General features: G+C 30.1%; 13 protein-coding genes. 2 read left to right on the top strand and 11 right to left on the bottom strand.

What is annotated here, in order from left to right:
* Positions 1 to 12: 12 nt before the first annotated feature.
* From L8X30_RS05385 to mobB, 3 genes are read right to left on the bottom strand one after another with little or no spacing between them, the layout of a single operon-like run.
* Positions 13 to 207 carry a hypothetical protein gene (locus L8X30_RS05385; RefSeq protein ID WP_263663348.1) on the bottom strand — a complete coding sequence of 65 codons (195 nt, stop codon included), beginning with the start codon at positions 205 to 207 and terminating at the stop codon, positions 13 to 15.
* Positions 207 to 1,055, bottom strand: coding sequence for a class 1 fructose-bisphosphatase (locus L8X30_RS05380; protein WP_263675497.1), 849 nt, complete (start codon positions 1,053 to 1,055; stop codon positions 207 to 209). Before L8X30_RS05380 ends, L8X30_RS05385 begins: the two co-directional genes overlap by 1 nt.
* Positions 1,056 to 1,064: 9 nt before the next feature.
* Positions 1,065 to 1,544, bottom strand: coding sequence for a molybdopterin-guanine dinucleotide biosynthesis protein B (gene mobB / locus L8X30_RS05375; RefSeq protein WP_263679384.1), 480 nt, complete (start codon positions 1,542 to 1,544; stop codon positions 1,065 to 1,067).
* An 86-nt stretch (positions 1,545 to 1,630) separates the two neighbouring features.
* Between mobB and L8X30_RS05370 the strand changes: the two genes are divergently transcribed.
* Positions 1,631 to 2,125: a hypothetical protein gene (locus tag L8X30_RS05370; protein ID WP_263679383.1), complete on the top strand. Its 495-nt coding sequence runs from the start codon at positions 1,631 to 1,633 to the stop codon at positions 2,123 to 2,125.
* On the opposite strand, the gene L8X30_RS05365 is transcribed toward L8X30_RS05370, so the two are convergent.
* From L8X30_RS05365 to gltX, 3 genes are read right to left on the bottom strand one after another with little or no spacing between them, the layout of a single operon-like run.
* Positions 2,013 to 3,650: a lytic transglycosylase domain-containing protein gene (locus tag L8X30_RS05365; RefSeq protein WP_263679382.1), complete on the bottom strand. Its 1,638-nt coding sequence runs from the start codon at positions 3,648 to 3,650 to the stop codon at positions 2,013 to 2,015. The two genes, L8X30_RS05370 and L8X30_RS05365, sit on opposite strands and share 113 nt — an antisense overlap.
* The gene (locus tag L8X30_RS05360) at positions 3,651 to 3,938 is read right to left on the bottom strand and encodes a YggT family protein (RefSeq protein ID WP_012661430.1); all 288 of its coding nucleotides are present in this window, start codon (positions 3,936 to 3,938) and stop codon (positions 3,651 to 3,653) included.
* 1 nt (position 3,939) lies between these two features.
* Positions 3,940 to 5,235: a glutamate--tRNA ligase gene (gltX, locus tag L8X30_RS05355; RefSeq protein WP_263679381.1), complete on the bottom strand. Its 1,296-nt coding sequence runs from the start codon at positions 5,233 to 5,235 to the stop codon at positions 3,940 to 3,942.
* Between the two features lie 133 nt (positions 5,236 to 5,368).
* Between gltX and L8X30_RS05350 the strand changes: the two genes are divergently transcribed.
* The gene (locus L8X30_RS05350; RefSeq protein WP_263679380.1) at positions 5,369 to 5,791 is read left to right on the top strand and encodes a PepSY-like domain-containing protein; all 423 of its coding nucleotides are present in this window, start codon (positions 5,369 to 5,371) and stop codon (positions 5,789 to 5,791) included.
* 20 nt (positions 5,792 to 5,811) lie between these two features.
* Here the strand turns inward: L8X30_RS05350 and L8X30_RS05345 are convergent, their stop codons facing one another.
* The 5 genes from L8X30_RS05345 to L8X30_RS05325 form a co-directional block, all read right to left on the bottom strand.
* Positions 5,812 to 6,345, bottom strand: a complete 534-nt coding sequence (locus tag L8X30_RS05345) for a HyaD/HybD family hydrogenase maturation endopeptidase (RefSeq protein WP_263663353.1) — start codon at positions 6,343 to 6,345, stop codon at positions 5,812 to 5,814.
* The gene (gene cybH, locus L8X30_RS05340; RefSeq protein WP_263679379.1) at positions 6,342 to 7,034 is read right to left on the bottom strand and encodes a Ni/Fe-hydrogenase, b-type cytochrome subunit; all 693 of its coding nucleotides are present in this window, start codon (positions 7,032 to 7,034) and stop codon (positions 6,342 to 6,344) included. The genes L8X30_RS05345 and cybH overlap by 4 nt, the downstream gene beginning before the upstream one ends.
* 15 nt (positions 7,035 to 7,049) lie before the next feature.
* Positions 7,050 to 8,765, bottom strand: a complete 1,716-nt coding sequence (locus tag L8X30_RS05335) for a nickel-dependent hydrogenase large subunit (protein WP_263679378.1) — start codon at positions 8,763 to 8,765, stop codon at positions 7,050 to 7,052.
* Between the two features lie 2 nt (positions 8,766 to 8,767).
* On the bottom strand, positions 8,768 to 9,907 hold the full coding sequence (locus L8X30_RS05330; protein ID WP_258107370.1) for a hydrogenase small subunit: 1,140 nt from the start codon (positions 9,905 to 9,907) through the stop codon (positions 8,768 to 8,770).
* A 159-nt stretch (positions 9,908 to 10,066) separates the two neighbouring features.
* Positions 10,067 to 12,640, bottom strand: coding sequence for an ATP-dependent Clp protease ATP-binding subunit (locus tag L8X30_RS05325; protein WP_263679377.1), 2,574 nt, complete (start codon positions 12,638 to 12,640; stop codon positions 10,067 to 10,069).
* Between the last annotated feature and the right edge of the window lie 157 nt (positions 12,641 to 12,797).

Genomic DNA, 12,797 nt, shown 5'->3' with positions numbered 1-12,797 from the left:
TTCAACCTTTAATTAAAAATCAAATCCACCTTCTTTACCTTTAGACATACTCTTATAAACTGCATCAATATACTCTTTTCTTAAAGAGCATTCAAAAATCATAGAGCAAGGTAAACAAGATTTTAAGTTTTTATCATTTTGACAAGCTTGAAGTTCATTTTTTTTAGCTTCTAAAGCTAGTTCAAATTCATCTTTAACTTCAGCCATTAAAGCCCTTTATAAGCTTGTTTTAGTTTTTCAATTTCATATTTTGAACCCAAAAAGCATGGCGTACTTGCATGGATTTTTTCAAATTCTAAATCAAGCAAAGAATCATTTTCTCCATTAGTAGAAAGCCCTCCTGCTTTTTCAAAAATAAAAGCAAAAGGAAATACCTCAAAATATGCTCTTAATTTTCCATTTGGCGCATCGCTTGTTGCAGGATATGAAAATAATCCTCCACCTTTGAGTAAAATTTGGTGTAAATCACTCACCATAGCACCTGAATATCTTAAGCGATATCCTTCATCAAATAAAGCTTTTATAAAAGCTCTATGAGTATTTGACCAATTTTTTTGTGTCCCACCACTTGCATTTAATTTGCCTTTTTCATTTAATTTTAAATCCTTAACAAAAACAAATTCATCATTTTCATTTAACCTATAAAGCTTAGGAGTATCTATGCATACTATAAGCTCTAAACGCACACCATAAATAGCATAAACTGCTGCTTTTAGATTTTTTGCACTAGCCTTTTGCTCATAAATAGCAAAAATAGAACCTATAGCAAAATTCACATCCACCAAAGATGAGCCATCTAAAGGATCATAAGCAACAACGTATTTTTCATTTTCATTGATTAATAATTGCTCTTGTTTTTCTTCACTAATTAAGCTTTTTATACCTTTGCTTTGCTTTAAAATTCTAGTGATAATCTCATCGCTTTTTACATCAAGTTTTAATTGATTATCTCCAGTAGCATTTTGAGAAGTAGTATAATCAAAATCTTTTAAATATCTAAGTTCTTTTGAAATTTCAATCACTGCTTTTTGTATATCGTTAATTAATTCTTGCATATTTTACCCCTATACTTTTTTTGAATTTTTTAATATAAAATCACAAATACTTTCTAAATCATCCAAATAAAGCCAAGTTAAATTTTTATTTTCGATTTTCTCATAGCTTGCAATAGCCTTAGAATAAGCAAAATAGCTCTCATCCACTTCTTTGCAAAAAACACCAATTCTTGGCATATCTAAGGTTTTTAAGCCCTCTATAAATAAAAAATCAAATTCCCCTAGTTTGGAAATAGCTTCATCTAAAGTACTTGGAGAATGTGTAAATAAAGTTGTCCTTGTAGGGCTTAAAACCATTACATCAGCACCACTTTGAAAAAATTTAAAACTATCTTTTTTTGCTATATCAAAACTTGCTTTATCTTTTGGATCATGTTTTATAATACATACTTTATAATTTTGTTCCATAAAATATTTAGCAACTTGGGTTATTAAAGTTGTTTTACCTGAATTGGAAGGCCCACTAAAAGCCATTGCTAATCTTTTCATAACTTCCTTAAATCAAAGAAAATAAACAAAATTATATCTTTTTAAAAGTTAAAAGCTTATAATTATAAAAAAATTAGGAATAAAATATGAAAAAAATTTATATGATTATTTTTTTAACACTTATTTTTACTGCATGCTCAAATAAAACTCAAAAACAAAGTGAAATCGATTTAAAAAGCCAAACTCTTATGTATGCACAAAAAATCAATTTTAATTATAAAGATAATAGAGTAGTAGCTTTGTTAAGTTATCTAAATCCCGTATTAGACGGAAAAAGTCAACAAGAAGTTTTTGTGCTTAGTTTTTTACCAAATATCAATATCAAACAAGAACAAATTTCAATACTCATAGATGGAGAAAAAACTAACTTAAAAGCCTTGGATCAAAATGATGAGTTGTTTAAATATATCATCAAAAGTGATTATGCAAATTATTACAAAATCACCCTTGATGAGTTGGTACAAAAACCTATTTTAAAACTTGATTTGTGTTTTGAGAATCAGTGTTTTGAGTTAAAGTTTCAAAAAATTTCGAAATCGGTGTATTATCGTTCAGAAGATGCAAATACACAATATAATTAGCTAAAACCTTTTTAGCATACACCCTACTTTCTGCATAAGGAACAAGTTCCATAGATAAAAATGGCTCGTACTTTCCTGCTCTAAACATATCTTCTCTTTTAAGCATTCTAGTAGTAAATCCTATACCTCCATTATAAGCATAAGCCACAAATACTGGAGAATTAAGTTTAGATTCTAAATAATCTAAATGATGATTTGCAAAAGTATAAGCTGTTTTTGGGTCAAAAAGCATATCTTGGTCAAAATTTGGAATTTGCAATTCTTTATTGCCTATATGATTAGCTAAAAATGGAATAAATTGCATAATACCTAAAGCATAAGAGGTTGAAATAGCTGTTGGGATAAAACGGCTTTCTTGTCTAGCTAAAGCTAAAATCATAGCCTTTCTTTGTGTTGAATAATCTTTTAAATACTCAAAATAAGGCATAATGAAATAATGTTTTTTAAAACCCTCAGCTCTTTCTTTAATATAAGCATAAATAGCGATATTTTCTTTAGTATAAAAATCTTTTGCAAGCTTTTCTAGCTCATTAGGAGTACCTTTTGCAATTTCTTTTGCAAGTTTTTGCCAAGCAAAAGGATCTTTCATATCAAAATCATTTTTTTGTTTTTTTGGACTTAATTCTTCTATTTTAGGCAAAGGCAAGCCCTTTAACTCCCTTGCATAAAGACTATAAATATTTAAAGAATCACTTTGAGCAAGCTCATCAAGATACTTTTTATCTTGAGTGATTAAATAAATCCAAAAATTTGCATTATCTACTAAAGGCTTACTTTTAAAAGTATCTTTTGCTACTTGGAAAAATTCCAGTGCTTTTTTATCGTCATTTTCTAAAATAGCATTCACTCCCAGATAAAAAGCATTATCTTGAAGAGTTAAATTTGCATCCACATTGACCAAAGATTTTCTTATCAATGGACTTTTTTTCTTAATGATAATTTCTTTTACAAAATTTGTAAATTCTTTTTCTTTTGCTAACTCATTAACAAAATCTTTTTCTAAGAAAAAATCCTTTTTATCTTTTAAAAAGCCATAAATTTTATAAAAATTTGCACTATCATAATTTAAAACCGCATAACTTAGAGGATCTTTAGCATTAAAAGCTTCTAAAAGCTTTACTAAATTTGGATTATCTTGCGGGATAATTTTTTTCATCTCATTACGCGTTGAAGTATTAAGATCTTGTATAAAAGTTAAACTGTTTAATCTTATAAGCTGACAAGTAGCATTAGCATCTAAGATATTTTGCGCATTAAATTTATAACAAGTTTCATATTCTTTATTATATCCCAAAGGTGGAATAATCGTTTCAATAGCATTTTTAATACGCCCTGCATAACGATAAATATGCTCTTTTAAACCTTCAACTTCTTCTTTTTTAAATTCATTTTTTTCTAATAAACGATATAAATAATAATCCTTAGCTAAAGAATTTGGTCTTTGCTCTAATTCTTTGTAAGAATACATCGCACTATTTGCAAAAACTACTCCAACTAAGAGTAATACCACACTTTTTTTCAACACTTATAAACTTCCTAAAATTAAATTTGATAAAAATATTTGGATAAATTTTAATCCTAAAATAATAATCAAAGGTGCTAAATCAATACTTCCTATAGTAGTAGGGATAAATCTTCTTACAAAAGCATAAGCAGGATTAGTTAAACGATATAAAATTTGTACTATAGGATTATATGGATCAGGCCTTACCCAAGAAATTAAAGCAGCAATAATTATAATCCACACATAAATTTCAATCACTAAAGAAAAAATTTGCACCAAAGACACAATCAAACTTGTTCCAACTCCCATTTTACTCCTTTATAATTTCTTTAATAAAAGGCTTGATTAAAGTATAAATTTCACTCATTTCAGGTCCATGAGTAACCCCTGTTAATACTAAACGCAAAGGCATAAAGAAATTTTTACCTTTTAAATTTGTTTTTTCCATTAAAATCTTTTTGAACTCATCATATTCTTGAGGTAAATCCAAATCTTTTAAAATCTCTTTAATCAACTTACACTCATTTTCAAATTCATTATAATTTTTAACTGCAAAAATAGCTTGTATTTTTTCTTTTATCTCATTTAAAGTGCTAGCTTCTTGAGTATAAAATTTTGCAAACTCTGCTACATCTTTGCCTAAATTTAACAAAGAATTTAATTTATCATTATCAAGCATTTTTATATGCTCACGGTTGATTTGCATCAAGCGCTTAGTGTCAAATCTAGCAGGAGATTTTGAAACTTTTTTCAAATCAAACCATTCTATAGCTTCTTCTAAAGTAAAAATCTCTTTTGGAGTTTTATTGCCTAAAAGGATTAAATAATTTGCAATAGCACTTGCTAAATATCCATTATCAAGCATCCATTTTACACTAGAATGAGCCTCTCTTTTGCTCATTTTAACACCTTCTTCATTTAAAATGATAGGTAAATGTGCATAAGTCATGCTTTTATCATAACCCAAACTTGCTCTAATATGTTCTTGCTTGGGAGTATTTGAAACATGATCTTCTCCCCTTATAATACAAGTAATACCTTCTAGCATATCATCAACCGCACAAGCAAAATTATAAGTTGGGGTTTTATCTGCTCTCATAATCACAAAACTATCAATATCTTCAGGATTAAAACTAATCTCGCCTTTAATATAATCAGTAAATTTCATTTGAGATTGAGGTTTTTTAAGACGGATTACAAAAGGTTTTTCGCAATTTAACACATCAATATCTGCTAATTTTTCACAAGTACCATCATATCTATATGCTTGATTTTTACTTTTAGCTAATTCTTTTTTATGAGCTAACTCATCCTCAGTACAAAAACAAGCAAAAGCTTTTTTTTCACTTACTAGCTTTAAAGCCATTTGACGATGAAATTTCAAGTTCTCACTTTGCACATAATAATGCTGCCAAGTTATACCAAATTCTTTTAAAATAGCTTTTATTTCCTCTTCTTTTCCAGCAATATTTCTAGCATTATCCGTATCTTCAATACGCAAAATAAAATCTGTATTTTCTTGTCTTGCTTTAATATAATTAAACAAAGCTGCTCTTAAATTTCCAATATGCATATCTCCAGTAGGCGATGGTGCAAACCTATACATTATTTATCCTTTTAAAACTTTTTTATCATTATACAATTAAATACTTGCTATTTATTTTAAAAAAACAAAGTTCACACAAAATTCACTCAATATTTATATGATTTCACAAATAATTCAATTTAAAGGATAAAAAATGAAATTAAAAATAGCTTTAACGGCATTAGCTCTAGCAAGTTGTGTTTTTGCAAGAGATATGGTTGTAGGTGTAAATGCTTTACCAGCAAATTCTAAAAATTTTATACAAAAACACTTTACAGGCTCAAACATAGCTTTAGTTAAACAAGATATTGATAGTTTTGATGTTTATTTAGACAATGGAACTGAACTTGAGTTTTTTATCAATGGAGATTGGAAAGAAATTGATGCAAAATACAGACCGATTGATACTTCTTTTTTAAGTCCAAATGTTTTAACAACGATTAAGAAAATGCACCCAAATGCAAGTATAATTAAAGTTGAAAAAGAAATTCAAGGTTATAAATTTAAACTAAATAATATGATGGAAATTTATACTGATGTAAATGGAAATTTCTTAGGACAAAAATTTGATGATTAAAAATTAAGCTAAGCTTTTGCTTAGCTTTTATAAGAATTTAGAGCAAGCTCTTGTATATTATAATTAGCAACTCTCTCATAAGTAAAGCCTTTTTTCTCTAAAAAATCAAGTAAAATTTTCTCCATTTTTTCTAAAGCACTCAAGACTTCTTTTGAAAGTTTAAAACTCAATGGTTCTATGCGCTTTGGCACACAGGCTAAAATTTGAGTTTTAGGCAAATCTCCCATAAGCTCCATGTATTGTAAAGTTTGAAGCATTTCAACCTCATGTGCACTACCACTCCAATTAACTTTCTTGGGCATTGCATCATAAGGAAAGAAAAAAATATCTCCGATCTTAGCATCATCTGCTGCAATACAATCAATCACAACCATTTCATCATATTCAGCTATAATATAACTAAGTTGCAAAGCCAAAGTTCCACCATCTACAAAGCTCACTGAGTCTTTTTCGTGATAAAACTTATAATTTTTTTCTAAAAGTTTGCAAAGATGAACGCCTAAGCCCTCATCTGCAAACATAATATTACCAATACCTAAGATTAGAAGTTTCAATGATTTTCTCTTACAAATTTATAACCACTAAAGATAGCATCTAAAGCACCATCTTTGCCTTTAACTGAGTTAAACACAGCCATATAAATATGCACTGGAACAAAAATCAACACAATCCACATTAAAATTCTATGGTAAGTTCTAACATCGGCTAATCCACCTAACATTACTTCAATAGGTCTTAAGATGTTATATAAAAATCCACCCAAGCCTTCATGATATACATGCATATAAAGGATTAATCCTGTTAAGATAAGTCCAAACATAACAAGATAAAAGAAAAAATAAGTTACAAATTGCAAAGGATTGTACACACCTTGCAAATGCGGGTGCTTTCCTAAGAAAATGTAAAATTTAATCTGATCTATCCATAATTTTACATTAAAAATATCTTTTATGCTTTTTCTCTCACCATCACTTTTTGAATCAAAAAAGAACAAATATGTTTTAAAAATCACACAAGCTATTAAGATGAAACCAAAAATTTGGTGCACCATACGGTATTTTGCCTGCATAAATAAAGTTGGTTCAGATGAAATAGATGGAGATTGAAATACATAAGAAATATAATATCCAGTCCCTACTAAAATCACGATCGCAACTGCTCTTAACCAATGTGTAAAACGAAGGCCAATACTAAATTCGTATTCAGCCTTTCTGTTTGATTTTAAGGAATGTTTAGAATCCATACTAAAGTCCTTTCCTTATAAATTTACATTAACTTTATACTCGCTAAGATTATTGCCTTTAGTATCCATTACATGCACAGCACATGCTATACAAGGATCATAAGAGTGAATAGCTCTTATTACTTCTAAAGGTTGTTTAACATCAGCTAGTTTCATACCGATAAGACATTGCTCATAGCTACCGCCTACTCCATTTGCATCTTTTGGACTTGCATTCCAAGTAGAAGGTACCACTGCTTGCCAATTTTCAATTACACCATTTTTAATTCTACACCAATGACTCAACGCACCACGAGGCGCACTTCCCATAAATCTACCTTTGTATTCTTTATTTTTATCGATTACATAAGTAGCACAAGTGCTTTCGTCTGTTTTTAAATTTTCAACTAAAGAATTAAATGCTTTTAAACCATAATCAGCAATGATTTTAGCTTCAATCGCTCTAGCACCTGTTCTTCCTAAAGTACTCATAAGTGCTTTAAGTGGTAAATTTGTGGTTTTTAAGAATGAATCAACCGCTTCTACTACGATTTTATTACCCTTAGCATAATTTACTAAAATATTTGCTAATGGTCCAACTTGCATAGGTAAATTTTCATATCTTGGAGCTTTAATCCAGCTGTATTTACCTTTAGTATCAAATACCTTACTATGAACTATATTACCTTTATCATCAATGCTTTCACCATCAATTAAGCCTGTATAGTTTGGATTAGTTTTGCCATCATAAGGATGTAAAGCTTCATTATCTGCATACCATGATCTTGTAGCTTCTTCAGTGATTTTAGCTTCATCTACTTCTTCAACCTTACTCAAATCACCATTTCTAATAATACCACCTTCAAACAGCCACTCATCGCTAGAAACTTGGAATTCTTTTTCAGTGTAGAAATTATTTACCCCTACATCATTTAACACACTTGCTTCTTTAGAATAAGCTTTTGCAGCCATTATGATATCTGGATAATAAGCACGATTAATAAAATCAGCTACTTCTTGGAATTTAGTCATATATTCAGCCATTCTTGATGGGTTTAAAAGATCCATAACACAAGTCACACCACCTACTGTTAAGCTTTGTGGATGAGGATTTTTAGCACCAAAAATCGCCATAGCTTGAGCTATTGTTCTTTGAATTCTTAAACATTCTAAATAATGTGAAAGCGCAATAAGGTTTTGCTCAGGAGTAAAGCGATAAGTTGCGTGTCCATAATAAGCATTTGCAAATGGTCCAAGATTTCCTTTATCTACAAAGGTTTTTAGTCTTTGCTGTACTTCTAAAAGTTTATCTGCACCTGTTGCATAAGGCATATCGGTATATTTAAATGCTTCATCACTTGCTTTTTTTACATCAGCACTTAAAGCACTTACAACATCAACAAAATCAAGCCCATGAAGTTGATAAAAATGCACCACATGATCATGCATGTATAAAGCTGCATTCATTAAAGTTCTGGTTAAAACAGCATTTAATGGCGGGGTAATACCTAAAGCATTTTCTACCGCAATAATCCCTGCTCTATAGTGTGAAAAAGTACAAACACCGCAAATTCTTTGAGTTAAAAAGCCTGCATCTCTTGGATCACGACCTTTTACAATAGTTTCCAAACCTCTCCATAGAGTTGATCCTGAATATGCTTCTTTAATGACATTATTTTCATCAACCACCACTTCAACTCTTAAGTGTCCTTCTATTCTAGTAAGTGGATCTATAATAATTCTTTTTGACATTCTTAATCCTTATTCTTTTCTAATGAAGCAATTACAGCGTGCGCAGCAACAGCAACACCTGTTACGCAAAGCACACCTATACCAATTTTATCTGAAATACTATCAGCACCCAAACCATAAACAGTATCAAATAACCTTCCTGCCATCACTTCTTCAAAAGGCCCCATAGTATCCCAAAAATCTGGTTCAGAACAACCTATACAACCATGTCCAGCTTGGATTGGCCATGAAGTATGTTGATTAAATCTTTCTCTTGAGCAATTATTAAAAGTATAAGGTCCTTTACAACCTACCTTGTAAAGACAATATCCCTTTTTTGCCCCTTCATCACCAAATTGTTGCACAAATTCACCCGCATCAAAGCGTCCTCTTCTTTCGCAAAGATCATGAATTCTTAATCCATAAGCCCATTTTGGTCTATTATAAGCATCAAGCGCTGGCAATGTTTGATACAATATATAATGAATCACATTACCTATAATGTTTTTCTCGCTTGGAGGACAACCTGGAACGTTAATAACTGTTTTATTTGTAACTTTACTTAAACTCACAGCATTGCTTGGATTAGGTCTAGCAGCTTGAATACCACCAAAAGCTGAACAGGTGCCTATAGCAAAAATAGCCAAAGCATTATCACAAGCTTGAACTGCTATTTGCTTGCCTGTTTTACCGTGTGGTCCTATAGTTAAAAAGTTTTCTGTAGCGCCTGTTGGTATACCACCTTCTACCATTAGGATATATCTACCTTTGTATTTTTCCATAGCAGCTTCAAGATTATGCTCAGCTTGCCAACCTGCTGCACCCATTATAGTTTCATGATATTCTAAAGAAATATGATCAAAAATTAAACTATCAATAGTAGGAGCATCACTTCTTAATAAACTCTCAGAACATCCTGTACATTCAGCCATATGAAGCCAAATCACTGGAAGTCTATCACTAAGCTCAGCAGCTCTTGCAACTACTGGAGTAAAGCTAGCAGGTAGTGCTAAAAATGCAGTCATTGCACTAGCCCATTTCATAAAATCTCTTCTTGAAAAACCTGATTGTTCTAAGGCTTTAGAGATAGAAATCTCATTTTTCAAAAGAGGAAGTTTTTCTAATGCGTCTAAACGGCGATTAAAAATATCTAAATCACTCATTTGTTGTTCCTTAAATATAGAAATATCATTAAAGATTTTAAAACATTTATTGTTAAGAATAGATAAAAAATAATATTTTTTTAAACAAATATACGAAGTATTTACAATTTAATGTTAATAGGATAATTTTACTCTAAAATAAGCAAGTATTGCACTTGCTTATTGTTTAATAATGACAATCTCATCATCTTTAGAATCTATAATAATCTCATCATTTTCATTTAATTCATCCGATAATATCATATCACTTAATTTATCTTCTACCATGTCATATAAGGCTCTTTTTAATGGTCTTGCGCCAAAATCTACATCAAAACCAACCTTTGCTATTAACCTAGCAGCATTATCACTCAAACTTGCCTTGATACCTCTATTTTCAAGACTTTTTTGCAAGGTATTAAAAAGCAATTTAACTATTTTTTCAGCCTCACTTTCTCCCAAAGGATTAAAAGTAATAATATCATCTAAACGATTTAAAAACTCAGGTCTAAAAAAGCTTCTAAGAGCTTCTTTGATAGCTTTTTCTCTTTCTTCGCCCTTTAACTCCATAATAAAATTTGCACCTATGTTAGAAGTTAAGATAATGATAGTATTAGTAAAATCCACCGTTACGCCTTTACTATCTGTAGCCCTACCATCATCTAAAATTCCCAAAAGTATATTAAATACATCTTTATGGGCTTTTTCTACTTCATCAAATAAAATCACACTATAAGGCTTTCTTCTAACAGCTTCAGTTAACTCCCCGCCTTCTTCATGCCCTATATATCCTGGAGGTGCACCTAAAAGTCTTGATATGCTGTGTTTTTCCATAAATTCACTCATATCAAAACGCACCATAGCTTTTTCATCATCAAATAAAAATTTAGCCAAAGCTTTAGCACTTTCTGTTTTACCTACCCCAGTTGGCCCTAAAAATAAAAAGCTTCCTATAGGCTTAGTTGCTTGATTTAGCCCTGCTTTATTACGCTTAATAGCTTTAGCCAAAGCACTCAAAGCCTCATCTTGTCCTACGACGCTTTCTTGTAAATACTCTTGAATGTGTAAATATTTTTGCTTTTCAGAAGTAAGCATTTTTTGCACGCTAATACCTGTCCATTTACTTAAAATACCAGCTACTAAATCCTCATCTACTTGGTTTTTAAGCAAAACTCCTTCTTGGGTCATTTGTTTCCATTTTTCTTCTAAATTTAATACCTCTTTTTCGCACTCTAAAATTTTGCCATATTCTATTTCAGCAGCTTTTTGGAAATCTCCTTTATTTTTAGCTAAAATAGCTTCATTTTTTAAAGTATCGATTTCTTTTTTCTTTGCACTTATACCATTAAATACTGCTTTTTCATTTTCAAATTTAGCATTAAGTTTAATTTGCTCTTCTTTTAAATTTGCTAATTCTTTTTTAATCTCTTCTAATCTTTTTTCATTAATTTCATTTTCTTCCATTTTTAAAGCTTCATTTTCTACTTCTAAGCTTTCAATTTGTTTTCTAACCTTTCTTAAAGAATTTGGCTCACTTTCTATTTGCATTTTTAATTCTGCTGCGGCCTCATCAATTAAATCAATCGCCTTATCAGGTAAAAATCTATTAGCTATATAACGCTTAGATAGTTTTGCAGCTGCTACCAGTGCACTATCATTAATAGTTACATTATGATGAATTTCTAATTTTTCTTTTATACCTCTTAGCATTGCTAAAGCTTCATTCACGCTAGGTTCAGCTACATTTACAGGTTGAAATCTTCTTTGCAAAGCCGCATCTTTTTCAAAATATTTTCTATATTCTTTTAAGGTTGTAGCGCCTATAGTATGAAGCTCACCTCTTGCTAAAGCAGGTTTTAAAATATTTGCTGCATCCATACTTCCTTCATTTGCACCTGCACCTACAATGGTGTGAATTTCATCTATAAATAAAATTATATTTTTGTGTTTTATTACTTCATTTACAACAGCTTTTAATCTATCTTCAAATTCACCTCTGTATTTTGCTCCTGCTATTAAAGCACTCATATCCAAGGCTATGACTTTTTTATTTTGCAATGAAGTAGGAACATCTTTTTTTACTATTCTTTGTGCTAAAGCTTCTACTACAGCAGTTTTTCCTACCCCTGGCTCACCTAATAAAATAGGATTATTTTTAGTTTTTCTGATTAAAATTTGCATTAATCTTTGAATTTCTTCTTCTCTGCCTATGACAGGATCAAGTTCATTGTTTTTAGCTTTCATAGTCAAATCAATACCAAATTTAGACAAAGAATCAAGCGTTTCATCGCTTGTTTTGGTTTCTATTTTAGCTCCAGCTCTAATAAATTCTAATTCTTTTTTAAATTCATTTAAATCTACAAATTTAGATAAAAGTTCTTTAATAACCCCACTCGTACTTTCTGAGACAAGCCACATATCCACAGCCAAATAGCTATCTTTGTTTTCTAAAGCCAAGCCTTTTGCTTTTTCTAAAGAATTAATAAATTCATTTGAAAATTTAATATTATCTTTATTTACATTTGAGCTAGTAGGAAAAGATGAAATTTTACTTTTTACTTCTAGCTCAAATGCCTCTTTAGAAACATTTAATTTATTAAAAACTTGATTTAGCAAACTTGAACTATCAATACTTAAAGCCCATAATAAATGCAAAGGTTTTATTTCACTATTCTTAGAATGAATGGCCAAAGAAATCGCACTTTCTATATTTGAAAGCATAGAATCTGTTAAAAAATCTTGTATATTTGCCATTTTTGCTCCTTTTTTACTTTTATATGAGATGTATTATATAACTTTAGTCTATTATTGTCAAGTTTATTTAGTTATATTTATAAATAATTTTTTATATAAACGCACTAATATAATAAAAATATTTACTTTATTTACGATTTTTTAAGCAAAAATAACT

The organism is Campylobacter sp. CNRCH_2015_0338h, assembly GCF_025772785.1.
Taxonomy (GTDB): domain Bacteria; phylum Campylobacterota; class Campylobacteria; order Campylobacterales; family Campylobacteraceae; genus Campylobacter_D.
This window is presented reverse-complemented; position numbering and strand designations above follow the sequence as displayed.